The 25975-nt window shown below is 70.7% G+C and carries 24 protein-coding genes and 1 pseudogene; 18 read left to right on the forward strand and 7 right to left on the reverse strand.

The genetic code is table 11. The features are described 5' to 3' along the window. Positions 1 to 66 precede the first annotated feature (66 nt). Both ABT116_RS21735 and ABT116_RS21740 read left to right on the forward strand, forming a co-directional pair. Positions 67 to 759: pseudogene (locus tag ABT116_RS21735) on the forward strand (methylmalonyl-CoA mutase family protein); the annotation flags it as partial. Between the two features lie 45 nt (positions 760 to 804). Then, on the forward strand, positions 805 to 1665 hold the full coding sequence (locus ABT116_RS21740; protein WP_351636442.1) for a 3-hydroxybutyryl-CoA dehydrogenase: 861 nt from the start codon (positions 805 to 807) through the stop codon (positions 1663 to 1665). A 181-nt stretch (positions 1666 to 1846) separates the two neighbouring features. Here the strand turns inward: ABT116_RS21740 and ABT116_RS21745 are convergent, their stop codons facing one another. The 3 genes from ABT116_RS21745 to ABT116_RS21755 form a co-directional block, all read right to left on the reverse strand. Then, positions 1847 to 2404 carry a DM13 domain-containing protein gene (locus ABT116_RS21745; RefSeq protein WP_351636445.1) on the reverse strand — a complete coding sequence of 186 codons (558 nt, stop codon included), beginning with the start codon at positions 2402 to 2404 and terminating at the stop codon, positions 1847 to 1849. A gap of 145 nt (positions 2405 to 2549) precedes the next feature. Continuing rightward, on the reverse strand, positions 2550 to 3083 hold the full coding sequence (locus ABT116_RS21750) for a 2'-5' RNA ligase family protein (protein WP_351636449.1): 534 nt from the start codon (positions 3081 to 3083) through the stop codon (positions 2550 to 2552). 166 nt (positions 3084 to 3249) lie between these two features. After that, entirely contained in the window at positions 3250 to 3990 is a 741-nt protein-coding gene (locus tag ABT116_RS21755; RefSeq protein WP_351636453.1) for a GntR family transcriptional regulator, read from the reverse strand. A 219-nt stretch (positions 3991 to 4209) separates the two neighbouring features. On the opposite strand from ABT116_RS21755, the gene ABT116_RS21760 reads away from it, so the two are divergent. From ABT116_RS21760 to ABT116_RS21800, 9 genes are all read left to right on the forward strand, one after another. After that, entirely contained in the window at positions 4210 to 5376 is a 1167-nt protein-coding gene (locus ABT116_RS21760; RefSeq protein ID WP_351636457.1) for an ABC transporter substrate-binding protein, read from the forward strand. Then, positions 5373 to 6269, forward strand: coding sequence for an ABC transporter permease (locus ABT116_RS21765; protein ID WP_351636461.1), 897 nt, complete (start codon positions 5373 to 5375; stop codon positions 6267 to 6269). Before ABT116_RS21760 ends, ABT116_RS21765 begins: the two co-directional genes overlap by 4 nt. After that, a complete protein-coding gene (locus ABT116_RS21770) occupies positions 6257 to 7072 on the forward strand; it encodes an ABC transporter permease (protein ID WP_351636465.1) in 816 nt (271 codons plus the stop codon). Before ABT116_RS21765 ends, ABT116_RS21770 begins: the two co-directional genes overlap by 13 nt. 2 nt (positions 7073 to 7074) lie before the next feature. Then, positions 7075 to 8157: an ABC transporter ATP-binding protein gene (locus ABT116_RS21775; protein ID WP_351636468.1), complete on the forward strand. Its 1083-nt coding sequence runs from the start codon at positions 7075 to 7077 to the stop codon at positions 8155 to 8157. Positions 8158 to 8197: 40 nt separating this feature from the next. Continuing rightward, a complete protein-coding gene (locus ABT116_RS21780) occupies positions 8198 to 9661 on the forward strand; it encodes an HAD-IA family hydrolase (protein ID WP_351636472.1) in 1464 nt (487 codons plus the stop codon). Positions 9662 to 9881: 220 nt separating this feature from the next. Next, positions 9882 to 10643 (forward strand): class I SAM-dependent methyltransferase, encoded by a 762-nt coding sequence (locus tag ABT116_RS21785; RefSeq protein WP_351636476.1) that lies wholly within the window; start codon positions 9882 to 9884, stop codon positions 10641 to 10643. Between the two features lie 183 nt (positions 10644 to 10826). After that, positions 10827 to 12584, forward strand: coding sequence for a histidinol-phosphate aminotransferase family protein (locus ABT116_RS21790; protein WP_351636479.1), 1758 nt, complete (start codon positions 10827 to 10829; stop codon positions 12582 to 12584). Next, entirely contained in the window at positions 12581 to 13384 is an 804-nt protein-coding gene (locus ABT116_RS21795; RefSeq protein WP_351636483.1) for a phosphatidate cytidylyltransferase, read from the forward strand. The genes ABT116_RS21790 and ABT116_RS21795 overlap by 4 nt, the downstream gene beginning before the upstream one ends. Positions 13385 to 13586: 202 nt before the next feature. Further along, positions 13587 to 14360 (forward strand): polysaccharide deacetylase family protein, encoded by a 774-nt coding sequence (locus ABT116_RS21800; protein WP_351636486.1) that lies wholly within the window; start codon positions 13587 to 13589, stop codon positions 14358 to 14360. A 104-nt stretch (positions 14361 to 14464) separates the two neighbouring features. On the opposite strand, the gene ABT116_RS21805 is transcribed toward ABT116_RS21800, so the two are convergent. Beyond that, positions 14465 to 15409 (reverse strand): helix-turn-helix domain-containing protein, encoded by a 945-nt coding sequence (locus tag ABT116_RS21805; protein ID WP_351636514.1) that lies wholly within the window; start codon positions 15407 to 15409, stop codon positions 14465 to 14467. Between the two features lie 122 nt (positions 15410 to 15531). On the opposite strand from ABT116_RS21805, the gene ABT116_RS21810 reads away from it, so the two are divergent. The 3 genes from ABT116_RS21810 to ABT116_RS21820 all read left to right on the forward strand — a co-directional run bounded on the left by ABT116_RS21810 (position 15532) and on the right by ABT116_RS21820 (position 19511). Then, positions 15532 to 17055 (forward strand): alpha/beta hydrolase, encoded by a 1524-nt coding sequence (locus ABT116_RS21810; protein WP_351636516.1) that lies wholly within the window; start codon positions 15532 to 15534, stop codon positions 17053 to 17055. Positions 17056 to 17288: 233 nt separating this feature from the next. After that, positions 17289 to 18353 carry a fatty acid desaturase family protein gene (locus tag ABT116_RS21815; protein ID WP_502983910.1) on the forward strand — a complete coding sequence of 355 codons (1065 nt, stop codon included), beginning with the start codon at positions 17289 to 17291 and terminating at the stop codon, positions 18351 to 18353. A gap of 270 nt (positions 18354 to 18623) precedes the next feature. Then, complete coding sequence (locus ABT116_RS21820) at positions 18624 to 19511, forward strand: universal stress protein (protein ID WP_351636489.1); 888 nt, start codon at positions 18624 to 18626, stop codon at positions 19509 to 19511. Positions 19512 to 19514: 3 nt separating this feature from the next. On the opposite strand, the gene ABT116_RS21825 is transcribed toward ABT116_RS21820, so the two are convergent. Next, positions 19515 to 20540: a 6-phosphofructokinase gene (locus ABT116_RS21825; RefSeq protein ID WP_351636491.1), complete on the reverse strand. Its 1026-nt coding sequence runs from the start codon at positions 20538 to 20540 to the stop codon at positions 19515 to 19517. 287 nt (positions 20541 to 20827) lie between these two features. Between ABT116_RS21825 and ppk2 the strand changes: the two genes are divergently transcribed. The 3 genes from ppk2 to ABT116_RS21840 all read left to right on the forward strand — a co-directional run bounded on the left by ppk2 (position 20828) and on the right by ABT116_RS21840 (position 23473). Beyond that, positions 20828 to 21631 carry a polyphosphate kinase 2 gene (ppk2, locus tag ABT116_RS21830; RefSeq protein WP_351636494.1) on the forward strand — a complete coding sequence of 268 codons (804 nt, stop codon included), beginning with the start codon at positions 20828 to 20830 and terminating at the stop codon, positions 21629 to 21631. A 216-nt stretch (positions 21632 to 21847) separates the two neighbouring features. Continuing rightward, positions 21848 to 22684, forward strand: a complete 837-nt coding sequence (locus ABT116_RS21835) for a DUF2182 domain-containing protein (RefSeq protein WP_351636498.1) — start codon at positions 21848 to 21850, stop codon at positions 22682 to 22684. 132 nt (positions 22685 to 22816) lie between these two features. Further along, positions 22817 to 23473 carry a DUF1326 domain-containing protein gene (locus ABT116_RS21840; RefSeq protein ID WP_351636501.1) on the forward strand — a complete coding sequence of 219 codons (657 nt, stop codon included), beginning with the start codon at positions 22817 to 22819 and terminating at the stop codon, positions 23471 to 23473. Positions 23474 to 23512: 39 nt separating this feature from the next. Here ABT116_RS21840 and ABT116_RS21845 read toward each other — a convergent pair whose 3' ends face one another. Then, positions 23513 to 23929, reverse strand: a complete 417-nt coding sequence (locus ABT116_RS21845) for a hypothetical protein (RefSeq protein ID WP_351636505.1) — start codon at positions 23927 to 23929, stop codon at positions 23513 to 23515. Positions 23930 to 24146: 217 nt separating this feature from the next. Between ABT116_RS21845 and ABT116_RS21850 the strand changes: the two genes are divergently transcribed. After that, a complete protein-coding gene (locus tag ABT116_RS21850; RefSeq protein WP_351636509.1) occupies positions 24147 to 25319 on the forward strand; it encodes a spore photoproduct lyase family protein in 1173 nt (390 codons plus the stop codon). A gap of 43 nt (positions 25320 to 25362) precedes the next feature. Here ABT116_RS21850 and ABT116_RS21855 read toward each other — a convergent pair whose 3' ends face one another. After that, positions 25363 to 25758 carry a DUF6281 family protein gene (locus ABT116_RS21855; protein WP_351636511.1) on the reverse strand — a complete coding sequence of 132 codons (396 nt, stop codon included), beginning with the start codon at positions 25756 to 25758 and terminating at the stop codon, positions 25363 to 25365. Between the last annotated feature and the right edge of the window lie 217 nt (positions 25759 to 25975).

Below are 25975 nucleotides of genomic sequence, written 5' to 3' on the forward strand. Positions count from 1 at the left end.
CAGCACAGGCAGTTCGCCCGTTTCCCGACCGCTCCGCAGTACTGACGGGCCACTCCCACCGACGCGGTCCAGACCTCAGGACGCTCCCTGCACGCCCAGGAGATGGACTTCAACGACATCCGCACCACCCTGCAGGCCCTCACCGCCATCTACGACAACGCCAACTCGCTGCACACCAACGCCTACGACGAGGCCGTCACCACCCCCTCCGAGGAGTCGGTGCGGCGGGCGCTGGCGATCCAGCTCGTCATCAACCGCGAGTGGGGCCTGGCGATGAACGAGAACCCCCTCCAGGGCTCGTTCGTCATCGACGAACTCACCGACCTGGTGGAGGAGGCCGTACTCCAGGAGTTCGAGCGCATCAGCGAGCGCGGTGGGGTACTGGGCGCGATGGAGACCGGCTACCAGCGGGGCCGCATCCAGGACGAGTCGATGCTGTACGAGCAGCGCAAACACGACGGCACCCTGCCCATCATCGGCGTCAACACCTTCCTCCGTCCCGGTGGCGACAGCCGGCCCCAGGAGCTGGAACTCGCCCGGGCCACCGAGGAGGAGAAGCAGTCCCAGCTGGAACGCCTGCGGGACTTCCACGCCCGCCACCGCGACCAGGCCGAAGACGCCCTGGCGGCTCTCAGGGACGCGGCGACGAGCGGCCGCAACGTGTTCGCCGTCCTCATGGACGCCACGCGGGTCTGCTCGCTTCAGCAGATCACCGAGGCCTTCTTCGAGGTGGGCGGCCAGTACCGCCGCAACGTCTGACCCAGCCCCGGAAACCCCGCGGCGACTCACCAGATAGGACCTCAGATGGATCCCGTTACCCGTCTCGGCGTGGTCGGCTGCGGCCTCATGGGCTCCGGCATCGCCGAAGTCGCGGCCCGCAGCGGTATCGACGTCCGCGTCGCCGAGGCCACACCCGACGCGCTGGAGGCAGGCCGCCGCCGGCTCACCGCCTCCCTCGACCGGGGCGTACGGCGCGGCAAGCTCGGCGAGGAGCAGCGGGGCCAGGCCCTCGCCAGGCTCTCGTTCACCCACGATCTCAGCGACATGGCCGACCGCCAGTTCGTCGTCGAGGCCGTCGCCGAGAACCGCGACATCAAAGCCGATGTCCTGCGCACTCTGGACAAGGCGGTCGAGGACCCCACGGCAGTCCTGGCCACCAACACCTCCTCGATCCCCATCGTCGATCTCGCCGTCGTCACCGAGCGGCCCGCGCAGGTCATCGGCATGCACTTCTTCAACCCCGTGCCCGTGCAGCAGCTGGTCGAGCTCATTCCCGCCCTTGTCACCAGCGCGGACACCGTGCAGCGCGCCCGCGCGCTCACCGAGCGGTTGGGCAAGCGGTCCATCCAGGCGCCCGACCGCTCCGGCTTCGTCGTCAACGCGCTCCTCGTGCCCTATCTGCTCAGCGCCGTACGGATGGTGGAATCGGGCGCCGCGCAGCCGGAGGACATCGACCGTGGCATGGAACTCGGATGCGCCCACCCCATGGGGCCGTTGCGGCTGCTCGACCTCATCGGCCTCGACACCGCCCAGGCGGTGGCCGAGTCGATGTACGAGGAGTTCAAGGAGCCGCTGTACGCACCGCCCGCCCTCCTGCGCCGCATGGTCGCCGCGGGCCACCTCGGCCGCAAGAGCGGACGCGGCTTCCACACCTACGACGCCTGAACAGGTGTGACGCCACACCTACTCCGACTGCCGGGGCGAGATCGGCTTCGGCAGCGGGCGGTTCTCCGGCAGCATGATCGGCCTCGGCACCCGCATCGGGCCTGGTCCGCCCGATCATCACCGTGCCGTCCGGGCTGGCCGTGGACGTCCGTCATGCCGGTCTCGTGAGACCGCGCGCATGTCAGCCGCGGGCCAGTTCGGCCGCGCCGAAGGAGACGTCGAAGCGGTCGCACCAGATGCTGAGACTCGTGTAGCGAGCGGGGTCGACGTCGTCGGGCAGGACGTAGTTCTGACTTCCCTTGTTGCCCTTGAGCTTGCCCAGGCTGACGTACTTCCCGTCGTCGAAGACGTGCCAGCCGGACTTCCCCTCCTTCACGGGTGCGTCGGTCAGCCACACGCGCAGGTCCGGTCCGTTGCTGGTGTCGAGGTTCTCCAGCCGGACGACGTGGGTGCCGTCGGCCAGCTGTACGAGTCTCACCGTGCCCGATGTCGCGTGTTCGTGGCTGATCAGTTCACCGCGCGCCAGCGTCCGCGGCCCGACCGGTGAGGAGGGCCTCCCCGTCGCCGCCGTGGGTGGGGCGGCGGCCGAGACGCCCTCGGGCAGAGCTTCTTGGACGGTCTCGTCCTGCCACAGCTTCCACGGCTGGAACCAGTACAGCCCCAAACCGACTCCGGCCACCGCCACCACCAGCACCCCGATGACCAACGCCCTGGTCAGTGGCTTCCGCTCGCGCCTCATGCTTGCCTCGCCCCTTCAGAGTCCGCCTGTCGCTCCCCATTCAACGCGGCGGACTGCCGTCCCGTAGCCCGTAGCGGATGACGGAATCCTTACGGCGCCGTCACGCCCGTCGGGGACTTCCAGCCATCATGTACCTGCTGATCGGTCAGGGGTGGGGCTCCAGCACCTCCAAGGCACCGGTCTCGGTGTCATAGCTGCGCAGGATCGTGACGCGAGCCGACTGCGGCGGCGCCGGCAGCAGCTCAGGAATCCGCCGGTCTGCGAAAACCCCGGCCCGGCGGGACCGGCCGAGACTGATGTGCGGAGCCCAGCGCCCAGGTCGGTGGAAGGGGTTGAGGGTCTCGGGCGGACTGTCCGAGGCCACCGCCTCCCACACCCGGCGGTGCAGCCCGTCCAGCGCGGAGTCGAGGTCCAGCGCCCAGGCCAGCACCGAGGTGGGTCGCTCGAAGCGGACCACGCCGGTGCACCGCACCGGCAGCGGCAGTGCAGCGGCCACCTCGGCGAGCTCCCAGCGGATGGGGGCGGTCAGCTCCGGGCAGGCGGCCAGAGTGATGTGCGGGCTGTTGGTCGGTGAGCGGTGGCGCGCCTGACTGGGCAGCCCCGCGTCCGCGAGCCGCCGCCAGGCCTCTTGGACCGCTCGCTCTGCCGCCTCGTCCAACAACAGCTCCACCGTGCGCACCGCCGCAGCCTACCCGCGACCGCATGCGCCTTCCCTCTCGTCAGCCTCTCACCAGTCCAATTGATCGTCAGGCTGGACAGCACCTCATCCACAGCCACCTCTGACACCCGGTCAATGGTGGACCGGCAGTAGTCGCGGAACCCGTTGGCTCCGAAGGCGCTCCTCGCTACTCCGCCGTGTTCCGCGCCAGTGCGTTGTTCCCGGTCGAGTTGTGCACGCTGAAGCTCACCGAGTCCGAACGGTAGCGGTCGTCCGACCATTCAACCGGCCGCCCTTCACGGGTGGTCGTGATCCTGCGGACTCTGAGCAGCGGGCTGGTGCGGCGGATGCCGAGCAGTGCGGCGTCCTGGGCTCCGGCCGCGACCGCGTCGATGACGTGCTCGCCGTAGGCGAAGACCAGCCCTGTGTCCTGGTAGAGGCGCTGGGTGACGGAGGAGCAGTCGGGCTCGATCATCTCGACGGCCGGCGAGATCCAGTCCGCGTAGACCGTGCGCTCCAGCAGCACCGGTTCGCCGTCCAGGCCCCGTACCCGCAGGACACTCAACACCGCGGTTCCCTCTCGGAGTTGCAGGCGTACGGCGTCCTCGGCCGTTGCCGGGCGGTAGTCCTGGGTGATCACCCGCCCGGTGGCCTCGCGGCCCATCGCCTGCGCCCACTGTGCGAAGCTGCGCAGCTCGGCGAAGCTCTGGCTGCGGCGGCCGGCCAGCACGACGCGGCGGGCCCCCTGGCGGGAGCCGATGAGGCCCTCGGCGGTGAGGGCCGCGACGGCCTGGCGGACCGTGCCGCGCGAGACTCCGTAGTGGGCCGCGAGCTCCGCCTCTGAGGGCAGCCGGTTGCCGACGGTGTACTCCTCGCGGTCGATGGCCCGCCGCAGCTCGTCGGCGATCTGCTCGTGTCGCGCCGTCATGCTCCCCCTCTGAGTCGGCCGCTGTGCACAGCATGAGCAGCCTAGTCGAGATCCGGCGAGATCCTCACCGGGTCTGAGCACGGGCAAATCTAGGGGAAACCTTGTGCCGGAGTTCACTGACAGGACATCTACGGCGGGCCTACTTGGGGCCAACTTGTCCAGACAAGTCTCCCCCACGCCTCCTGATCCCTCGTGCGTCCAACTGGAGCAGCCGTGTCCATGTCCTTGTCGAGCACAGCCCTGCCGAGAACAGCCGTCCTGGGCGGTTCCCTCGCCGTCGTCGCCGCGCTCGCCCTGAGCGCCTGCGGCGCCGCCCCCGAGAACGCCTCGACCACCGCCGACGGCAAGAGCGCCGCGACCGCCGCCTCAGCCGCCGGCTTCGGCGGGATGGACAAGCTGGTCGCCGCGGCGAAGAAGGAGGGCACGCTGCACGCTATCGCGCTGCCCCGCGACTGGGCCAACTACGGCGCCCTCATCGACGGCTTCCAGAAGAAGTACGGCATCAAGGTCCAGGTCGAGAACCCGGACGCCGCCAGCCAGGACGAGATCAACGCCGTCACCTCACGCAAGGGCCAGGACCGCGCGCCCGACGTCCTCGACCTCGGCAGTTCCTTCGCCCTGAGCGCGGCCCAGCAGGGACTGCTCGCGCCGTACAAGGTGCAAGGCTTCGCCGACATCCCCGAGGGGCAGAAGGACGCGCAGGGCCGCTGGTACAACGACTACGGCGGCTACATCTCCATCGGCTGCGACGCCAAGCGGGTCAAGCAGTGCCCGGCCACCTTCGCCGACCTGCTCAAGCCGCAGTACAAGGGCCAGGTCGCCCTCAACGGCAACCCCACCAAGTCCGGTTCGGCCTTCGCCGGCGTGTATGCGGCCGCTCTCGCGAACGGCGGTTCCTTCGACGACATCCAGCCCGGCCTCGACTTCTTCGCCAAGCTGAAGAAGAACGGCAACTACACGCCCGTCGAGTCGACCCCGGCCACCGTCGAGAAGGGCGAGACGCCCATCAGCATCGACTGGGACTACCTCAACGCCGGGTACGCCGACGAGTTCAACTCCAAGGGGCTGGACTGGAAGGTGACGGTCCCGAGCGACGGCAAGTTCGCGCAGTACTACTCCCAGGCCATCAACAAGGACGCCCCGCACCCGGCGGCGGCCCGCCTGTGGGAGGAGTACCTCTACAGCTCCGAGGGCCAGAACCTGTGGCTCAAGGGCTACGCACGCCCGGCACTGATGGCCGCCATGGAGAAGGCCGGCACCCTCGACAAGGCCGCCGCGGCCAAGCTGCCCAAGGTCACCGGTACGCCCGCCTTCCCGAGCGAAGCCCAGCAGAGCAAGGCCAAGACCGTCCTCGCCGAGGGCTGGGGGAAGGCCGTCTCCGGATGACCGCCACTCTCCCGGGGGCCGCAGCGGTGCCCGTCGCTTCGGTGAAGCGGCGGGGCCACGCACCCGGCCTCCTCGCCGTCCTGCCGCTGATCGTCTTCACGGCGATCGCCTTCGGCCTGCCCGCCGCCGCCATGCTGAACGGAGCCTTCACCGTGAAGGACCAGGCCACCGGCACCGCGTCCTACAGCCTGGCCAACGTGACCAGCTCGCTTCAGGGGCCGTACCTGACCGCGCTGCTCGGCAGCGTCAAGCTGTCCGCCGTCTCGGCCGCCATCGCCACCGCGGTCGGACTGCCGCTCGCCCACGCCGTGGTGACCTCACGCTTCCGGGCGCTGCGCGAGGCCGTGCTCACCGCCTCCGGGGTGCTCGCCAACTTCGGCGGCGTCCCGCTGGCCTTCGCCTTCGTCGCCACGCTGGGCAACGCCGGTGTGCTGACCCGGCACCTGGGCCTCACGGACGCGGGCTGGGACCTGTACAGCTTCTGGGGTCTGGTGATCGTCTACCTGTACTTCCTGATCCCGCTGATGGTCCTCACCATCACCCCCGCCCTGGAGGGGCTGCGCTCCCAGTGGCGCGAGGCCGCCCACAACAACGGTGCCACCACCCTCCAGTACTGGCTGCACGTCGCCCTGCCGGTCCTCGCGCCCTCCCTGCTCGGCGGGTTCGTCCTGCTGTTCGGCAGCGCCTTCGCCGCGTATGCCACCGCCGCCGCCATGGTGGGCAGTTCCGTCCCGCTGGTCACCCTGCAGATCGCCGACGCTCTGTCCGGGAACGTGCTGGTGGGCCAGGAGAACGTGGCGCTCGCCCTCAGCCTCGACATGGTCCTCGTCGCCGGCCTGGTCATGGCGGTCTACCTGCCCCTGCAACGGAGGAGCGCGCGATGGCTCGCCTGAACCTGTGGCGCTGGGGCGTTCTGGCCTGTACCGGGCTGTACTTCCTGGTGCCGCTGGCCGCGTCCGTCGTCTTCACGGTCGACGTGCCGAACCAGGGCATCACCTTCGACGCCTATACCCGGATCTTCTCCACCGGCGGCTTCGGCTCCAGCCTGCTGCTCTCCCTGGAACTGGCCGGCGCCACCATCGTGCTCGTCCTGCTGCTGATGGTGCCTGCCACGGTCGCGCTGCGGCTCGGCGCGCCCAGGCTGCGTCCGGTCGTAGAGGTGGTCTGCTCGCTCCCGCTGGTCGTGCCGCCGATCGCGTTCGTCGCCGGTATCGGCACCGTCCTGAAGTGGGGGCCCGACCACCTCTCGCGCACCCCGCTGTTCCAGACCTTCGTGGCGATCCAGAACCCGAGCTTTCCGTTCGTACTGGTCCTCGCCTACGTCGTGATGGCCCTGCCGTTCGTGTACCGGGCGCTGGACGCCGGGCTGCGCGCCATCGACGTCCGCACCCTCGTCGAGGCCGCCCGCAGCTGCGGGGCGAGCCGGGCGCAGGCGCTGCTGCGGGCCGTGCTGCCGAACCTGCGCGGGGCTCTGCTGAACTCCTCCTTCCTGACGCTGGCGTTGGTGCTCGGTGAGTTCACCGTCGCCCAGTTGCTCGGCTTCCAGCCGTTCGCCGTGTGGATCGTGAACGTCAGCGGCTCCCAGGCCCAGCTGTCCGTCGCCGTCTCCGTGCTCAGCCTGCTCGTCACCTGGGCGCTGCTCCTCGCGCTGGCCGGCGTCGGCGGGCGTACTCGAACCACTTCCTCCCAGGGATGAACATGACCGCCACCACTGCCCGCACGCCGAAGAAGGCCGCTGTCACGGACCAGGCTGCCGCCGTCGAATTCCGTGGATTGCGAAGGGAGTTCGGTACGACCGTCGCCCTCGACGGACTCGACCTGGACGTGCGGCCGGGCGAACTGCTCGCGCTGCTCGGTCCTTCCGGCTGCGGCAAGACCACCGCCCTGCGCATGCTCGCCGGGTTCGAACAGCCCGATGCCGGCCAAGTGCTGGTCGACGGCGAAGACGTCACCCGCGTCCCGGCCCACCGCCGTGACGCCGGCATGGTCTTCCAGTCGTACAGCCTCTTCCCTCACCTCGACGCCCTCGACAACGTCGCCTTCGGGCTGCGCATGCGCAAGGTGAGGACTGCTGAACGGCGTTCCCGCGCCGCCGAGTTGCTCGACCTGGTGGGCCTCGGCGACAAGGGCGACCGTTTCCCGCATCAGCTCTCCGGCGGGCAGCAGCAGCGCGTCGCCCTCGCCCGCGCGCTCGCCCTGCGCCCGCGTGTGCTGCTGCTCGACGAACCGCTCTCGGCGCTCGATGCCAAGGTGCGCCTGACTCTGCGCGAGGAGATCCGCCGCCTCCAGCAGGAACTCGGCATCACCACCCTGTTCGTCACGCACGATCAGGAGGAGGCCCTCTCGATGGCCGACCGGGTCGCGGTGATGCGCGCCGGGAAACTTGAACAGTGCGCCCTCCCGGCCGAGCTGTACGGCCGTCCCGCCACCGCGTTCGTCGCCGAGTTCGTCGGCACGATGAGCCGCATCCCCGGCCAGGTGCACGGCACGACGGTCGAGGTCCTCGGACAGCGGCTCCCCGTCGACGGGGAAACACCCGCGACGCCGGAGGTGGACGTACTGGTCCGGCCCGAAGCGGTCCGGGTGGCGGCGGACGAGCAGGGCAGCGCCCGGGTGGTCGCCACGGCGTTCCTCGGCGCGGTCACCCGCCTCAGCGTACGGCTCGCGAACGGCGTCGAGGTCAAGGCCGACCTGCCCACCCACGAGGCCGCCACGCTCGGCGCCGGGAGCACCGTACGAGTGTCGCTGCCCGACCGGCCGGTGCTGGTGGCCGGACGCTGAAGCTCCCCGCACCAGAACCCCCCACGTGAAAGAGGGAACCGTGACCCGACTGCCGCTCCAGGCTGTCCTGTTCGACATGGACGGCACACTCGTCGACACCGAGCGCCTGTGGTGGGAGGCGGTGGAAGAGGTCGCCGGGCGGGAGCTGACGGAAGCGGACCAGCCGGAGGTGCTCGGCCGACCGGTCGAGCACACCGCCGCGTGGCTGGCATCGGACACGGGCCGGCCGGCCACCGAGCTCGCCGCCGCGCTGCACCGGGAGTTCACCGACCGCGTCCACACCGGAATCGTCCCCCGCCGCGGCGCCCTCGACCTTCTCGACGCCCTCACCCGCGACGGCATTCCGACCGCCCTGGTCACCGCCTCCCCCCGAGTCGTCGCCGACACCGTCCTCGCCGCGCTCGGCACCCACCGCTTCGCGGTCTCCATCACCGCCGACGACACCGAGCGCACCAAGCCCGCCCCCGACCCCTACCTCGCCGCCTGCCGCGCCCTCGCGGCCGACCCCGCCCGCTGTGTGGCCGTGGAGGACACTCAGACCGGCGTCACCTCCGCGGAGGCCGCCGGATGCGCGGTGCTCGCGGTGCCCTCCCTGGCACCGATCGCCACTGCGCCCGGACGCACGGTGCGCGACAGCCTCGAAGACGTCACTCCTGAACGGTTGCGCGGCATGCTGCCCCGCGAGCTGCGCGTGCTGAGCTGGAACCTGTGGCACGGGGGGACGAAGGTCGACGACCACCGGGCCAAGCAGCTCAAGGTCATCCTCGACACCGGGGCCGACGTCGTAGGACTGCAGGAAACAGGCGGCACCGCGGCCCGGGAACTGGCCGAGGCCCTCGGCTGGCACCACCACACGGCGGGCGAAAACCTCGGCATCATCAGCCGCCACCCGATCACCGCCGGCCTCGGCGACCCCGACGTCGGCTTCTACGGCGCGGCCGGCGCCCGCATCCGCATCGACGAGGCGCATGACGTGGACGTTTGGACCGCCCATCTCCACTACACGCCGTACGGGCCCTACGAGGCCGCCTTCGACGGCCTCCCCGCATCCGAGCTGATCGCCCACGAAGGGGCCCGTCTCACACAGATGCGGGACACCCTGCGCGGGATCGCGCACTCCGCCGGCTCCGACCGACCCGTGATTCTCACCGGGGACTTCAACACTCCTTCCCGCCTGGACTGGCCGGACGTCCCATGGCCGGTGACGAAAGCCGCCGAGCAGGCGGGCCTGCGCGACTCCTACCGCGAGGCTCACCCCGACCCGGTCGCCCACCCCGGCCACACCTGGTCCCCCGTCCACCCCGAACACGAGGACGGCAGTGGCAGGCCCGAACCCCACGACCGCATCGACTTCATCCTCCACAACGGGGAGGGTCTGAGAGTCCTCGACTCCCGCACCATCGTCAGCGGCACTCCACGCGCCTGGCCCGACGTCGCCGGCAACGACTGGCCGTCGGACCATGCGGCGGTACTCACCACGTTCGCCCTGTACCACGCGGAGTAACCAGCGGCCCGCGCCGTCAGGCCTGGGGCCGATCCCCGCATCGATCGTCAGTACCCCCCTGCGGCCGTGAGCCGGGCGGCGGCCGCGAGAAGCGCCGTGTTCAGGTCCAGGCCGACCGCAGCCGGTGCTGTTTTCGACAGATGGTGCTCGGACTTGAGGGGACTCGTCAGTGCCGAGGTTCCCTGTGGGAACCTGAACCTGATCGTCGAGGGAGCCTGCCATGCCCACCGCCCCGCACATCGCACTCGACTCGCCCGCGGCCGTCGACGGGCGCCACATTCGTGCCGTGACCTTCCAGTCCGTGCGGATGGAGTACCTGGGGCGCGTGCTCGGGGAGGTGAGCCTCGCGGCGGTCGGCAGCCGGGCGCTCGTCGTCGGCAGCGGGCGCGGCCTTCTGGCCCGTGGTCTCGCCCGGCTGGGGTTCGAGACCGTGGCCGCCGATCCGTCCCCCGCCGCGACGGCCCTGGCACTGGACGCGGACGGCGGACCGGGCGTCACGTACCTGACGACGCCCGCGGAGGAACTCGACCTCCCGGACCGCTCTTTCGACCTCGTGTACTGCGCCGACACCCTCGAGATCACCGAACGGCCGGATGCGGTCCTCATGGAGTCGGCACGCGTGCTGCGCCCCGGCGGTGCCTTCGTCTACGACACGGTGAACCGCACCCCCGTGTCCCGTCTCGTCTACCTCGGCGCCTTCCAAACCGTCCCGAGCACACGGATCATGCCCCGGGGCCGCTACGCCGCTCACCGCCTGCGCCGCCCGGTGGAACTCGCCGAGTCCCTCGACCGGGCGGGGCTGTCCGCCAAGGACGTCTCGTCGTTCAAGCCGCGCGACGTACGCAGTCTGGTGCGTGCGACGCGTGGGCGCAGGCGTGGCACGCTGACCGATGATCAGCTGCCGGACCTCGTCGACATGGTGCTGGAGCCGGAGGGCAGGCCGGTCGTGACGTATCTGGGGTACGCGGTTCGCCGGGCATGAGTCCTGCGCAAAAGGAACCCGGGACAGCCTGGAGCTCCATGCGACGGATCGCGACGGCCGGGGCCACAGGACACGGAACCGCCTGAGTACGCGTACTCAAACCGTCCGAGCTGTCCGCCCCTGCTGCCGGCAGGCCGGTCGTAGCCAGACTGAACCGCCTTGTCCCCGTACGAAGAGGTTCCGATGGCCCGTGCCCTCAGTCTGCGTTCCGCCACAGCCGCCGACCTGTCCTGGATTCATGAACTGCGGCACCGCGTCTACGCGGAGGAGTTGGGCCAGCACGTGCCCAATGCCGAGGGGCGGCTGGTCGACGGGCTGGACGGCGACAACGTCTACCTGGTCGCGGCACGGGGTGCGGACCGTGTCGGGTTCGTGAGCGTGACGCCGCCCTGGGCCGGCCGGTACGGGCTGGACAAGTACCTGACCCGGGCGGAGCTTCCGCTCCTCGACGAGGCCGACGTCTTCGAGGTGCGGCTGCTCACCGTCGAGCCCGACGCACGGGCGGGCGCGGCATGCCCACTGTTGATGTACGCGGCGCTGCGCTGGATCGCGTCCCGGGGCGGGCGGCGGGTGGTGGCGATGGGCCGTGCCGACCTGGTCGGCATGTACCGGGTAGCGGGTCTGCGTCCCGTCGGCCGTACCGTCCGTAGCGGGGCGGTCGACTTCGAAGTGCTGACCGGGGAGGTGGCGGCGCTCTCCCGGGGTGCCGCGGGGCGGCATGCGGCTACCCTGGCCCGGTTGGCGGCCGGTGTGGACTGGCGGCTGGACGCGCCGTTCGCGCCCCGGCCGGACGGCTGCGAGCACGGTGGGGCCTCGTTCACCGCGGTCGGCGCGGACTTCCGCACGCTCGAACGGCGTCTCGAGGTGGTCGCGGCCGACGTGCTCGACGCCTGGTTCCCACCGGCTCCCGGAGCGCGCGCCGCGCTCGCCGAGGACGTGGGGTGGGTCGCCCGCACCTCACCACCCACGGGTGCGGAGGGCTTGCTCGCGGAGCTCGCAGCGGTCCGCGGCCTGCCCCCGGAGACGCTCACGGTCGGCGCCGGCTCCTCCGACCTGATCTTCCGGGCCTTCGGCCGGTGGCTGACGCCGACGAGCCGGGTCCTGCTGATGGACCCCGGATACGGCGAATACGCTCATGTGACGGAGCGGGTGATCGGCTGCCGCGTGGACCGGTTTCGGCTGCGGCGCGAAGAGGGCTGGCGAATCGATCCGGTCAGGTTGTCGGCGGCCGTCGCCGACGGGTCGTACGACCTTGTGGTCGTGGTCAACCCGAACAACCCGACCGGCCGCCACGCACCGGCCGCCGAGCTGCGCGAGGTCATCGCCGCCGCCCCGGGCCGGACCCGGTGGTGGATCGACGAGGCATACCTCGGCTACGTCGATCCCGCCGAGTCGCTCGCCCCGTTCGCCGTGCGGGACCCGCGCGTGGTGGTCTGCACCTCGATGTCGAAGACGTACGCGCTGTCCGGCGTGCGCGCCGCATATCTGGTGGCCGAGCCGGATACGGCGGCGGAGCTGAGCCGGTGGACGCCGCCCTGGGTGGTCGGGCTTCCGGCCCAGCTGGCGGCCGTGGCGGCACTGCGCGACCCGGCGTACTACGCGACCGCGCTGCGGCGCACGCACGAGCTGCGCCGTAGGCTCGCCGCTGACCTGGCCTCGGTGGACGCCTCGGTCACGGTCGAGGAGTCGGTGGCCAATTTCCTGACGCTGACCCTGCCGCAGGGCGGGCCGAGCGCCGCCTCTCTGGTCGCGGAGTGCCGGCACCACGGTGTGTACCTGCGGGACCTGTCGCCGCTGTCGCCGGCGTACGAGGGCCGCACCGTGCGCGTCGCGGTCCGCGGCGCCGGCGAGAACGCGCGCATCGTGGACGCCTTCCGGGCTGCATTCGGTGAACTGCGCACACGTCCCTGCGCTTTGCCGGGCGTCGGGGTGGCACAGTGACCTCGGTGGCCGCGCTGGCACCGTGGCTGGGCGGCGCACTGCTGATGAGCGGCGTGGCGGTGGGGGCGTCGCGGCGGCGGGAGTTGATCGTCCGGTGGTGTGCGTGGGCCGTGGGCGTGCCGGTGGTGACTGCCGCGTTCTGGTGGGGGCGGCCCGGGATCGCCCTGCTCGCCGGAGTCGTCGCGGTGGTCGCGGTGCTGGAGTTCGGGGTGCTGGCCCGACTCCCCCGCGTCGACCGGGCGGTGCTCGCCGCGGCCGTGACAGGGTTGATCGTCGCCGCAGCGGAGGCGCCGGACCAGGTCTGGCGGGTGGGCGCCGCCGGGGCGCTCGCGCTGGTCGCCGTACCGCTGGTGGCCGGCGATGCCGAGGACGGACTGCGACGGCTCGGCACCGGTCTGCTCGGCTTGGTCTGGCTGGGCGTGCTGGCCGTGTTGGCGCCGCTGGGGACGCTCGGCCTGGCGCTTTTCGCCGCGGTGTCGATCGCCGACGTGGTGGCGTACTTCACCGGTCGGCGGCTGGGTGGACCCCGGTTGTCGCCACTGTCCCCGGCCAAACGGTGGAGCGGAACGCTGTGCGGCGCGGCGGCGGGCCTCGCCGTACTCGCGCTGCTCTCGGCGTGGAGCTGGCCGGCGGCGGCCGCGGTGGCCGTCGGCGGACCGGCGGGCGACTTGGTGGAATCCCTCGTCAAGCGCGGTGCCGGGGTCAAGGATTCGGGCCAGTGGCTGGCGGGAGCGGGAGGGCTGCTGGACCGGATCGACTCACTCGTGGGGGCGTTGGCGGTGGTCGTCGTGCTGGGGTGAGCGCGGGGCGGCAGATCAAGGCTGAGTTTCGACCAGGGCCATACTCTTCCGGGGGTGTTCAGGGGTCGTTTTGTCCGCGGCCCCCTGCGGAATTGTCCGAGATCCGTAACGGACGGATCCCGCCGCCGTCGTCTCTCGTCCTGTCAGGTGGCCGCAAGGTGGCCGGGGATCGGGCGAGGAACTTCGAAAGAGCGGGGCGGACATGGCGCGGCACGGTGGTGGGCGGGGCTGGTACGGCAAGGTCATCGGGGCGGCGCTCGGGGTGACGGTGCTCGCCACCGGTGCCTCGGTGTGGTCCGCCCAGGCCGGCGCCCCCGCCACCTCGGCACCGAATGCAAAGGCGTCCGTCTCGCGCGACGGTGACACCGAGCCGGTCGCCGTCAGCATCGCGCATGCCTCGGAGAAGGGGGCGCGTGGCGTCAACATCACGATCGACGACGGCCCCGACCCCGTGTGGACCCCTCAAGTGCTCGACGTGCTGCGGCAGTACGGGGTGAAGGCCACGTTCTGCATGGTGGGAACGCAGGCGCAGGCGCACCCGGACCTCGTGAAGAAGGTCGTCGCGGATGGGCATCGGCTGTGCGACCACTCCGTGTCGCACGACACCACCATGGACAAGAACTCCCAGGCCTATCAGTCACAGCAGATCCTCGACGCCGAACGCATGATCACCAAGGCGTCCGGAGGTGTCCGGCCGATGTACTACCGGGCACCCGGCGGAGCCTTCACCCCGTACAGCCGCAAGCTCGCCGCGTCCCGTGGGATGCGGCCGCTGGGCTGGAACGTGGACACCAAGGACTTCGAGCGGCCCGGCACGGACGCCATCGTCGCCACCGTGGAGCGGGAACTGCCCAACGGGCCGACGCTTCTCTTCCACGACGCGGGCGGCGACCGGTCCCAGACCGTCGAGGCGCTGCGGCGGATCCTCCCCTGGCTCGAGGAACAGGGCTACTCCTGTGGATTCCCCGTGCGTTGAGCGTCCCTGCTCGGACGGGCCGGGGCCGGCTGCCCGGCCCTCCGCACGTCACCGAAGACCGCAGCAGTACGAAAGGCATCCGCGGGCGCCTCGTTCGACGTGACTCACGCTGCTCCGGCGTTGTCCAGCTGCAGTGCCGCGCGCAGCCAGTCGTCCGCGGAGCCCGGGGTCGGCTCCGGGCGGCCGCCCGGCGGAGTCAGGACGACGGCGACGAGTTCCCAGTACCGGCCCAGACGCGCCTCCGCCGAGAGACGGGCAGCCAGCAAGCGGCGGAACTCGGGGGTGTCACGGCTGCGGTAGGCGCTCGCGTATGCCGCGACGTAGGCGTCCAGGGCCTCGCCCGGCTGCGGGTCCTGTGCCCGGCGCAGGTGTGGGGCGGCGAGTTCGAAGGCTTCGGTGAGGCCCGCGTACAGCAGGACGGCGCCGTCGGCCCCTGCCACTCGGTGGACATCCGGCTGGGGCTGCCGACCGCCTGGGCAGGGGGCTGTCGTCATCGCATGCAGCCGGGCGAAGGCGAGTACCTGGGACGGGTGCGGTTCGTCGGGCGGCGGGGGGACGGCCGCCTCCAGGAATGCCGCAGTTGCCGGGCGCGGCATCCGTGCCGGCAGCCAGGTGCGCCAGAACCTGGCCAGTGGTGCGGTGCTCGGCGGGGTGTTCAGCGTGCCGAGCAGCCTCAGCCGGCCGGCGCGCTGAGCCGGCGGGCAGTCCCGCACCAGTTGGAGGGCCGCTTCCCGCCAGCGCAGTGCCTTCAGCTCACTGCCGAGCTCACGCAGGCGGCTGTCCAGGGCGCCCTCCAGTGCCCGGCCGGCTGCCTCTTCGTCCTCGAGGATGCGGCGTACCTCGGGCAGCGGCAGGTCAAGACTGCGCAGGGAGCGGATCAGCTGCAGTCGTTCCAGTGCCCGGCGGCCGTAGCGGCGGTGTCCGCCGGCGGTGCGGGCGGCTTCGGGGAGCAGGCCCTGGTCGGAATAGAAGCGGACGGTCTTCACGGTGGCACCGGCCCGCTCGGCGAGCTCCCCGATGCTCCACAACAGCTCGTGTGAAGTGGACAGTTGAACCTCCCTTAGGGGGAGTTCCTACGGTACCGGGGCGCGGGCCGGGCAGACGCCGTTGCCCGCGGACGACGGCGTACGCGACCGGCGCGGCGTTCATGAACGAGTCCGGGGAGGGCTTCGTGCAGGTGTTCATCATGGTGGCGGGTGTTTTCACCGGGGCTCATGTCTGGCAGGAGACGGCCGCGCGGCTGGTCGGGGTGGGCAGCGCGGCGCACGCGGTCCCGCTGACGGGCATCGACCCGGCCCGGCCCGCCACGCCGGCGCACGTCGGTCTGGAGACGCACATCGAGGACGTGATCGCGGCGATCGACGCGGTGGACGTGACGTCGGGGCGGGAGATCGTGCTCGTGGGTCACGACTACGGGATCCACCCGGTGCTCGGCGCCGCCGATCGGCGGGCGGAGCGCATCGCACGTGTCGTGTACCTGGACAGCGGGATGCCGCAGAACGGTGTTCCGGCGCTGGCCGCCGTGCCGGACCAGGCGCTGCGCGCGCAGCTGGTCGCACGCGTCGAGGCGGGCGAGCGCGAGGGCGTGCTGTCGCCGCCGGCTCATGACGAGTGGGGGCGCTGGGGCAGTACCGAGGGTGTCGACGAGGCGGCCCTGGAACGGCTGACCGCCCGTGCGGCGCCACAGCCGCTGGGCACCCTGCTGCAGCCGCTGCGGCTGACCGGAGCGGTCGCCGCGGTTCCCGTCACCGGCGTGCTGTGCTCGGGGAACGGTGCCAGTATCGGCCTGGTGCAGAGGCTCGTCGACTTCGGCGACCCCGCGCTGGCCGCCCTCACCCGACCTCAGGTCACCTTCTTCGAACTTCCCACCGGGCACTGGCCGATGCTGTCGTGTCCTGCCGCGCTGGCAGACGTCCTGCTGCGGGCCGCGGCCGGTGAGGGGCACCGCCTGCGGCCGGTCGGCGACGATGCGCCGGTGCCTGCCCACCTGCGCCCGTTCCCCCTGGACGTCCCCGAGCTGCCTCGCGACCGCCGGGGTCGAGTCGACCTGTACGTTCCCGACGGCGACGGCCCGCGACCGGCCGTGGTGTTCGTGCACGGTGGACCCGTACCCGCCGGAGCGCGGCCGCGCCCGCGTGAGTGGCCGACCCTGGTGGGCTACGCCCGCTTGGCCGCCGCCGAGGGCATGATCGGCGCGACCCTCGACCACAGCCTGCACGACATCGCGGACTACGGGCGCGCCGCCGCGGACATCGCCGCCGCGGTGGAACTGGTGCGGGCCGACGCCCGGGTGGACGCCGACCGGATCGCCCTGTGGTTCTTCTCCGGCGGTGGCCTCCTCACCACGGACTGGCTCACGCAACCCCCCGCCTGGCTGCGCTGTCTGGCCGCCTCTTACCCCATCCTGGCCCCCCTTCCCGCCTGGGGAATGGCAGGCAGCCGCTTCCACCCTGCCAGGGCGGTCGAAGAGGCGGGGCCCCTGCCTTTCGTCCTCCTCCGTGCCGGGCGGGAGACACCCGAGATCGCCGCGACCGTCGATGCGTTCGTGGCCGCGGCCGACAGGTGCGCAGCGCGACTCGAAGTGGTCGATGTCCCCAACGGTCACCATGGGTTCGAAACCCTCGACGCACCTGAGGAGACGGTCCCGGCCCTGCATCATGCGATGCGCTCGGTGATCACCCACCTGACCGGGTGAATCCCCACCCTCGGCGATGCGCCGGCTCTCCGGCCGCATCCCGGAAGGTCTTCGTTCCGCGCCTGGTGCCGCCGCGGGTGCGGTGAACCGACGGCCGGCTGCCATGGCGGGCGCCGGTCCTGGTCTTGGCCGTGTCTGCGGTCTTCCCCCGGAACCATGGTGGCGCTGACTCCACCCCCTTCAGGGGGTGGACGTCATTTCGTCGGCGGAGAATGCTCCGGATACTGATCCTCATGACCACATCGATGGCGCTGCAGATGGACCCACCGACACGAGGAGAACGACAGAAGCAGAACAGGGGAAGTGACTTCTCTGAATTGTCTCGGCGCATAGCCGAGGCCGGGCTTCTCCGGCGCCGTCCGCTGTATTACACCGTCCGTTTCGGACTGGTCGCCCTGGCTCTCGCGGGGTGCGTCGGAGCATTCGTCGCACTGGGAGACAGCTGGGGCCAGGTGTTCGTCGCCGTCGCCCTGGCCGTGGTCTTCGGTCAGCTCGGGCTGGCCGCCCACGACCTCGCCCACCGACAGGTCTTCTCCCGTCGGCGGCCCAGCGAGGTGGGGGGACTGCTGGTCGCGGACCTGCTGCTGGGCATGAGCTACGGGTGGTGGATGAACAAGCACACCCGGCATCACGCCAACCCCAACCACGAGGGAAAGGACCCGGACGTCTCGCCGGACATTCTCGTCTGGTCGCGCCGACAGGCGCGCACGGCCCGGGGTTTGCCGCGTTTCGTCGGTAAGTACCAGGCCGCGCTCTTCTTCCCGCTGTTGACCCTCGAAGGGTTGAATCTGAGCTTCAGCAGCTTTCGAGCTCTGAAGAGCCCGTCGATGAAAAGGCCCGCACTCGAAGGCACACTCCTGGTGGCTCATTTCGTGGTGTACTTCGGCGGTCTGTTCACCGTCCTCTCCCCCGCCAAGGCACTCGTCTTCCTCGCTGTGCACCAAGGCCTGTTCGGGATCTACCTCGGTTCGGTGTTCGCGCCGAACCACAAGGGGATGCCGATGATCGAGGAGGGGACCACGCTGGACTTCCTGCGCCGCCAGGTTCTCACCTCGCGCAACGTCCGGGGCGGCGCACTGGTCGACGCCTTCATGGGCGGACTCAACTACCAGATCGAGCACCACCTCTTCCCCAGCATGCCGACACCCGCACTCGCCGGCGCCCAGGTCATCACCGAGCGGTACTGCGCGGAGTTGGGCATCCCTTACCACCAGACGGGACTGATCGCCTCGCACCGGGAGGCGCTGCGCCATCTCAGGAGCGTCGGCGAACCGCTGCGCGCCCCGACGGAGGACTGACCCGGCGGACCGCCCGGCTGCGAGGTGGCCGAGCTCTCCGGCCACGGCCGGAGAGGTCGTCGCGAGCGGAACCGCCGACGCCACGGCACGTCCGGCCCTGAAGCGCCGCGCAGGGCCCTGAAGCGCCCCGGCCGGTGCTTCGAGGTGCCCTCCAGCGCCTCGATCTGCCCCACCCTTCCGGCCCGGGCGCCGGAGCGGTCCCGGCATGGAACAGTGGAGACGAGGAGACACGGCGCCCTCGCGGGTGCGGGCCGGACGAAGGAGGCCGGGATGCGTCCCCCTGTACTGGCGGGCATCGACGGATCCGAGTGTGCGGCGGCAGCGGCCGGGTGGGCGGCGCGGGAGGCCGCTCTGCGCGGTGTTCCGCTACGGCTGCTGCAGGTGGCTCCGCGGCTCTCCGGGCGCAGTGTTCCGGGCCCGGCGCAGGAACGCCTGCACCTGATGGGCGCCCAGGTGGTCCAGCGGGCGATCGAGGACCTCGCCGCCCGCTACCCGGACCTCGAGGTGACGGGCGAGCAGGCGGACGAACCCCCCACCATCGCGCTCCTCGGCGCGGCACGCGATGCCGGACTCCTCGTCGTGGGCACGCGCGGAACAGGCGGTTTTCAGGGTCTTGTGGTCGGCTCGGTCGCCCTGCGGATGGCGGCAGCGGCCCTCTGCCCCGTCGTGCTCGTCCCTCCCCCTGCCGGCACCTTCGCCGACGGAGCGTCCGCGACGCGCGGCACCGGCCTCATCGTGCTGGGCTTCGACGCCCACCGGCAGGCCGGTGAGGCGGCCGACTTCGCGTTCAGGAGCGCCGACGTCCGCACGGCACGCCTGCGCGTGGTACAGGCCTGGGCCCTTCCCGCCGAATCGGTCTCCCCGCGCACCTTCGTCGTGACCGAGGAAGACCGCGCCACCTGGGAAGACCAGGAGGTGCTGGGGCTTTCCGACGCACTGCGTCCGTGGCAGGAGAAGTACCCGAGAGTGGCGGTGGCCACCGATCTCATGCTGCTCCATGCCGCGGAAGCGCTCCTGAACGCCTCCCGGAGTGCGGACCTGCTCGTCGTGGGGCGCCGCACCGACCCGAGGGCGGCCGAGGGCCGGCTGGGCCCCGTCGCACATGCCGTGCTGCACCATGCCCGCTGCCCGGTCGCGGTCGTACCGCACGGAGAGTGACCACTAGCCGAAGAACACGTCGAACTCGTCGTACAGCGACGGATCCACCACTTTGTTCTTCGCCGTGGCGTCGGCCAAGGGCACGCGAACGATGCGTGTGCTCTCGAGAGCGACCATGCGGCCGAAGTCCCCGTCCTTGACGGCCTCGATCGCGTGCAGCCCGAAGCGGGTGGCCAGCCATCGGTCGAAGGCACTCGGGGTGCCACCGCGCTGGATGTGCCCCAGCACCGTGGTGCGGGCGTCCTTCTCGGTGCGTGCCGAGATCTCCTGGGCCAGCCATTCACCGATGCCGGAGAGTCGTACATGACCGAACTCGTCCAGCGACTGGTCCTTGAGGATCATCTGCCCTTCCTTGGGGACGGCGCCTTCGGCCACGACGACGATCGGCGCGTAGTTGATCTGGAACCGGCTCTTCACCTGCTCACAGACCTGTTCGATGTCGAAGGGCCGCTCCGGGATGAGAATCACGTTGGCGCCGCCGGCGATGCCGGCGTGCAGGGCGATCCAGCCGGAGTGCCGTCCCATCACTTCCACCACGAGGGCTCGCATGTGTGACTCGGCGGTGGTGTGGAGGCGGTCGATGGCCTCTGTCGCGATGCCGACGGCGGTGTCGAAGCCGAAGGTGTAGTCGGTGCCCGTGACGTCGTTGTCGATGGTCTTCGGCACGCCGACCAGGTTGATCCCCTGCCGGCTGAGCTCCGTCGCCGCTCCCAGCGTGTCCTCTCCGCCGATGACGACGAGCGCGTCCACATCGTGCGCGGCGAGGGTCTCCCGTACGCGTTGCAGCCCGTTCTCGTGCTTGAACGGGTTCGTGCGGGAGGACCCGAGGATGGTCCCGCCCCGGGGAAGGATCCCCCGAACGCCGGCGATGTCCAGGGGGACGACATCGTTCTTGAGCAGACCCAGCCAGCCGTCGCGCACGCCGACGAAGTCGAACGAATACTCCTGGACGCCCTTGCGGACGACACTGCGGATCACGGCGTTGAGGCCGGGGCAGTCACCGCCACCGGTCAGCACTCCGACCTTCATGGGTCTTCTCCCATCCACCGCACACGCGTCTGTGCCGGCGGCCCTCGTGCCGACCGTGGCGCGCGGCCGGGGCCAGGAATCGCCGCCTCGCTTACAGCGTCCCTCGGTTCCGTCCACGATGGCCACTCGAAGGACGCCCACCCGGGGGCCCCGTCCGAGCGCCAGGGGACGGCCGGCTCGACCCCCCGCACCCACGTCCACCGTCCCCCGTCCGCCGTGCGGGCGTGCCCGCCCGCCAGTACGGTGCCTGCACGGCGTCCTGATGGAGCCCCGGAGCGGGAGACGGCATGTCGGACAGCAAGGCGGCAAGGCTGCCACGCAAGGTGTACGAGAAGGAACTGCTGCGTCTGCAGATGGAGTTGGTGAAGCTCCAGGAGTGGGTGCGGGCGGAGGGGGCCCGGCTGGTCGTCGTGTTCGAGGGGCGCGACGCCGCCGGCAAGGGCGGCACCATCAAACGGGTCACCGAGCACCTCAACCCGCGGATCGCCCGGATCGCCGCGCTGCCGAAGCCCACCGAACGCGAACGCACTCAGTGGTACTTGCAGCGGTACGTCGAGCACCTGCCGGCCGCCGGAGAGATCGTGCTGTTCGACCGGTCCTGGTACAACCGGGCCGGAGTCGAGCACGTGATGGGCTTCTGCACCAAGGAGGAGTACCAGCTCTTCCTGCGGCAGTGCCCGATCTTCGAGCGGATGCTGGTGGAGGACGGCATCCTGCTGCGCAAGTACTGGTTCTCGGTCAGCGACATCGAGCAGCAGGAGCGCTTCCGCAAGCGCCTGGAGGACCCGCTGAGCCGCTGGAAGCTGTCGCCGATGGACCTGGAGTCGATCACCCACTGGGAGGCGTACTCACGCGCCAAGGACGCGATGCTGGTGCACACCGACATCGCGGAGGCGCCGTGGTACATCGTCGAGAGCGACGACAAGCGCCGGGCCCGGCTGAACATGATCGCCCACTTGCTGGAATCCGTGCCCTACCACGAGGCGCCGCCGCCGGTGCTGGAGCTGCCCGACCGACCGCCCTCGACCGGCTATCAGCGCCCGCCGCGCGAACTGCAGACCTACGTTCCCGACCATGCTGCGGGGCTGTGATCGTCCCCGTCACCGTCCGACCACCTGGTGGCCGACGCCGCATACAGCCGCTCCGGCGTCTTCCGCACCAGGCGACGAGAGGACGGCCGCTGGAACCCCGGATACTCAGGCGTCGAGGGCTTCACCGTCGACGTGAGCGCCCTTGGCGAACCGGTCCTGATGTCGCGGTGTGGCGGGGGGCGTGCTGTCCTGAGGTAGTACGCAGGGAGTGCACCGATGCGGCATTTCCGGACTTCCGTCCTCGTCTCCGCGCGGTCGCCCGCCCCCACCGGGTCGGGCGGGGGGCTGCTGCCGGTGCGGGAGCTCGCGGTCGCCTGGTCGCTGGTCGTCCTGATCACGGTGCCCGCCTGGCTGCTAACCGTCGGGCAGGCCCGGGGCATGGGCGTCGAGCCCGGCACGATGGGGTTGGCGCTGCCACTGTTCCTGTTGCTCTGGGTGGCGATGATGGCGGCCATGATGCTGCCGTCCATGGCGCCGGTGGCCCTCACCTGGGTACGGGGGCTCGGACGCCGATCGTCCGGGTGGAGCCGGACGGGGCACACCTTGGAGTTCGTGGGCGGGTATCTGCTGGTGTGGACGGCCTTCGGGCTGCTCGCCTACGTCGCTCTGGACTTCACCGGTGACTTGGTGGCCGATCACCCGACGGCGGGACGCTGGATCGGAGCGGTCGCCTTCCTGGTTACGGGCCTCTACCAGCTGGGCCCTCTCAAAAACGTCTGTCTGCGGCATTGCCGTGACCCCATGAGCCAGCTGGTGCGCTACGCCGGGTTCCGGCAGCCGGCCCGCGATCTGCGCGTCGGCCTCCACCATGGCGGCTACTGCGTCGGTTGCTGCGCTGGACTGATGGTCGTCCTCATACCGCTCGGGGTGATGAACGTGGCGGCGATGGCCGGGCTGGCGGTGGTGATCTTCGTGGAGAAACTGTGGTCGCGGGGGCCCCTGCTCGCGGGAGTGGTGGGTGTGGTCTTCCTGGTCCTCGCCGTGCTTGCGCCGTTCCAGGACTGGCTGCTGCCAGGGCTGCAGGACTCTGCGCCTTCGATGAGCAACATGTGAGCACCTGCGGCAAGCTGGAAGGGAGGCCGCCTCGCGATCCGCGTGCGGGCTCGGGATGTGCGGGCTCGGGATGTGCGGTCGGTCTCGCCACTCCGACAGAGCCTCCCTCGGGCTCGACGGGAGGGATGCGAGATGACGGAACAGGTCAGCGCCGGGACGAGCTGGCATCTGGTGGGCGACTGGTTCGACGTATGCAAGTGCGCCATACCGTGTCCCTGCACGTTCGCGCAGCCCCCGACGTACGGCGACTGCGAAGGCGTGCTGGTCTGGCACATCCGTGAGGGCAACTACGGCGACGTACGCCTCGACGATCTGAACGTCCTGATGCTGGGCACCTTCGTGGGCAACGTCTGGGCCGGCGAGCACAGCGACGCGTACGCCGCGGTCTTCCTCGACGAACGCGCCGACGACCGGCAGCGTGCCGCGCTCGGGACCGTCTTCGGCGGTGAGGCAGGGGGCTGGCCGGCACGGTTCGGGGAGCTGCTCCGGCCCGAGATGCGCGGCATGGACTTCGCACCGATCCGTGTGGAGATCGACGAGGACCTTGCCACCTGGAGCGCCGAGATTCCCGGCCGGGTCACGGCCACCGCTGAGGCACTCGCCGGCCCGACGACACGGGAGGGCACCCGCGTCCAGGTCCACAATGCCCCGGGCGCCGAGGTGGGGCCAGGCCAGATCGCCACCTGGGGACGAGCCACCGCGGACCGTGCCGACGCCTTCGGCTTCTCCTGGGAACGCTCGGGAAAGTCGAGCAAACACTTCCCCTTCGACTGGACCGGGCCCGACTGAGCGCGGACACCTCGCCACCGCTCCAGCTCCCCGACCGCTTCACCATCCGGGCGGCAGCCCCGACGCGTCGCCCTCGACGAGCCGTGGCCGCCTATGGCGCCACCATCGCCCGCCTCCAGGTGCCGCGCGGTCGGCACCGACTCCTCGGAGGGGCACGGTCGCACTGAGGTAACGAGCGTCCAGGTCCCTCAACTCCGCATCGCGAAGGGAGCGCACGGTTTCGGTCAGCATCGGCCACGCTTCGGCAAGCCAGTCCCGGCACCGCACGTCATGGTTGTATTCGAAGGCACTGTCTGCGTCGAAACCGTCCTCGACGTCCTCGACGAAGGACGCCCAGCCCTCCAGCATCGCGTTGAGCGTGACAACGCCGTATCGCTCGGCCAAAGCCTGCCCCGCGTGGTGGATCGAGGCGTAGTCATCCGAACTGAGCACTGGTGATTCCACACCCGTGACCATGCCAAGCTTCTCCCTCGCCGTACAACCCGCAGAGGTCGCGCAGCTTCAAGTATCCGCCCGTCGATCGTCAGGGTGGCGTCCAGTCCCGACGTCCTGGAGCTGTCCACCAGAGGGCCATCATGGCCGGTCACTTCGCGCGGGGGCGGTGTGTGCCCCGTACAGTTAAGTGAGGGGAAGCGCCTTCCGCCCCCTCGCCCCCATCCGTACGGGAGCACTCATGCACCACCCGTCCGGCAGCCCGGACGACGACCCCGACGCACTGTTCGGGCTCGACGCCCTCTCCCCAGGTCCCACCGCGCCCGACCGGCCCTCCGCGTTCCGTGCCTCCGCCGTGGCCCGGCTGCTGCCCGTACGGGAGATCTACGCCGAGCCCGCGGCTGCGGCGTCGCCGCGCGGGAGGCAGATCAGCGCCCGGTTTCCCGATGCCCCGGTGACCATGGTGCAGTCTCACTGGGGCATCCCCGGGTTGCACGGCAACCAGGGCAACATCGAGCGCTGGGTGCGCATCAAGGGGGAAACGCTGGTCCTGGGTGAGAAGAAGACGCTCACCACGCGCCCCAACGGCCGGTCCGCGGACTGGATCGCTCCCGGCACCTCCAACGGTTGCGCCATGGCCTGCGCCTACTGCTACGTGCCCCGGCGCAAGGGGTACGCCAATCCCATCACCGTCTTCACCAACATCGACCGGATCATCGCCCACCTCGCCCGGCACGTGGCGCGGCAGGGACACAAGCCCGAGCCGAACCAGTGCGACCCCGAGGCGTGGGTGTACGACATCGGGGAGAACGGCGACTGCTCGGTGGATGCCCTGGTCTGTGACAACACCGCGGACCTGGTGCACGCCTTCCGGCAGTGGCCCACGGCGAAGGCGTCCTTCGCCACCAAGTTCGTCAACCCCGACCTGCTGGCCCTCGACCCGCGTGGCCGCACCCGAATCCGGTTCTCGCTGATGCCGCCGGACGACGCCCGGCTGCTCGATGTGCGCACCTCACCCGTCGCCGAGCGGATCGGCGCCGCTGCGGACTTCCTGGACGCGGGGTACGAGGTGCACTTCAACCTCTCCCCCGTGGTCGTCCGCCCCGGGTGGCAGGAGGCCTGGGCCGAGCTGCTCACCCACCTCGACGACGTCCTGCCCCGGGGGGTGAAACAGCAGGCCGCCGCGGAGGTGATCATGCTGACCCACAACAAGGAGCTGCACGAGGTCAACCTCGGCTGGCATCCCCGCGCCGAGGAGGCCCTGTGGCGGCCGGAACTCCAACAGGCCAAGCGCTCCGAGAACGGCGCGCCGAACGTCCGCTACCGCAACAGCGTCAAGGGGGAGGCCGTACAGACGCTGCGCACCCTGATCGACCGCCATGCGCCGTGGCTGCGGGTGCGCTATGCCTTCTGAGCAGTCTCAAGGTGCTCCGTTGACGTGATCGCGGGGCGCTGGGTCACCAGGAGTCGGCGATCAGTTTCTGCACCTCTGCCGGCAGTTCGTTGCCGGAGTGGACCGCGACGAACTTCACGTCATCGGGTGCGTCTCCGACGGCGATGGCCACGGTGGGAGAGATGCCGTCCACGGCGTAGGCGGTTTCCGTCGTGGACGGCTCCTCACCCTTGTTCTGGCCGCCCCTGTCGTCACAGGGCGGCTGGGTCGCCGTGCCCAGTTGGGTGCCGACGGTGAACTCCACGTTGGCCACGTCCCGGTAGGTGCGCCCTTCGTAGGTCACCGCGTAGACGCACGACGCCGCTGCCTCCCCGGTGTCCTCCTCCGGCTCGCAGGCGGAAATCGACGCCGCCACGGCTGCCGTCAGCAGTGCGAGCACGGAGCGCTTGGCCCAGCTCATGATCGGACCTCCAGGTTTCGAATCCCCAACCGACATGTCCGAGTCCGGAGAAGTATCCGGCCTCATCAACATCGACGGAGCGGAGGTCCTGTTCGTTCGGTCGACTTCTGGTCGTACCTCGCGGGGCCGGGGCCCCGACCGACGGGCCCCGCCCCCCGCGGGCGGCGCCCACCCGGGCGGCCGCGGTCAGGAGGGTGTGGGAGGTGGCGGGCCGGGA

Source organism: Streptomyces sp. NPDC002130, assembly GCF_040296465.1.
Classification (GTDB): Bacteria; Actinomycetota; Actinomycetes; order Streptomycetales; family Streptomycetaceae; genus Streptomyces.

Coding starts and splice junctions, on each gene's coding strand:
- ABT116_RS21740 (WP_351636442.1), top strand. CDS start 805: ATGGATCCCGTTACCCGTCTCGGCGTGGTCGGCTGCGGCCTCATGGGC.
- ABT116_RS21745 (WP_351636445.1), bottom strand. CDS start 2,404: ATGAGGCGCGAGCGGAAGCCACTGACCAGGGCGTTGGTCATCGGGGTG.
- ABT116_RS21755 (WP_351636453.1), bottom strand. CDS start 3,990: ATGACGGCGCGACACGAGCAGATCGCCGACGAGCTGCGGCGGGCCATC.
- ABT116_RS21760 (WP_351636457.1), top strand. CDS start 4,210: ATGTCCTTGTCGAGCACAGCCCTGCCGAGAACAGCCGTCCTGGGCGGT.
- ABT116_RS21765 (WP_351636461.1), top strand. CDS start 5,373: ATGACCGCCACTCTCCCGGGGGCCGCAGCGGTGCCCGTCGCTTCGGTG.
- ABT116_RS21770 (WP_351636465.1), top strand. CDS start 6,257: ATGGCTCGCCTGAACCTGTGGCGCTGGGGCGTTCTGGCCTGTACCGGG.
- ABT116_RS21775 (WP_351636468.1), top strand. CDS start 7,075: ATGACCGCCACCACTGCCCGCACGCCGAAGAAGGCCGCTGTCACGGAC.
- ABT116_RS21785 (WP_351636476.1), top strand. CDS start 9,882: ATGCCCACCGCCCCGCACATCGCACTCGACTCGCCCGCGGCCGTCGAC.
- ABT116_RS21790 (WP_351636479.1), top strand. CDS start 10,827: ATGGCCCGTGCCCTCAGTCTGCGTTCCGCCACAGCCGCCGACCTGTCC.
- ABT116_RS21800 (WP_351636486.1), top strand. CDS start 13,587: ATGGCGCGGCACGGTGGTGGGCGGGGCTGGTACGGCAAGGTCATCGGG.
- ABT116_RS21815 (WP_502983910.1), top strand. CDS start 17,289: ATGACCACATCGATGGCGCTGCAGATGGACCCACCGACACGAGGAGAA.
- ABT116_RS21820 (WP_351636489.1), top strand. CDS start 18,624: ATGCGTCCCCCTGTACTGGCGGGCATCGACGGATCCGAGTGTGCGGCG.
- ABT116_RS21825 (WP_351636491.1), bottom strand. CDS start 20,540: ATGAAGGTCGGAGTGCTGACCGGTGGCGGTGACTGCCCCGGCCTCAAC.
- ppk2 (WP_351636494.1), top strand. CDS start 20,828: ATGTCGGACAGCAAGGCGGCAAGGCTGCCACGCAAGGTGTACGAGAAG.
- ABT116_RS21835 (WP_351636498.1), top strand. CDS start 21,848: ATGCGGCATTTCCGGACTTCCGTCCTCGTCTCCGCGCGGTCGCCCGCC.
- ABT116_RS21840 (WP_351636501.1), top strand. CDS start 22,817: ATGACGGAACAGGTCAGCGCCGGGACGAGCTGGCATCTGGTGGGCGAC.
- ABT116_RS21845 (WP_351636505.1), bottom strand. CDS start 23,929: ATGGTCACGGGTGTGGAATCACCAGTGCTCAGTTCGGATGACTACGCC.
- ABT116_RS21850 (WP_351636509.1), top strand. CDS start 24,147: ATGCACCACCCGTCCGGCAGCCCGGACGACGACCCCGACGCACTGTTC.
- ABT116_RS21855 (WP_351636511.1), bottom strand. CDS start 25,758: ATGAGCTGGGCCAAGCGCTCCGTGCTCGCACTGCTGACGGCAGCCGTG.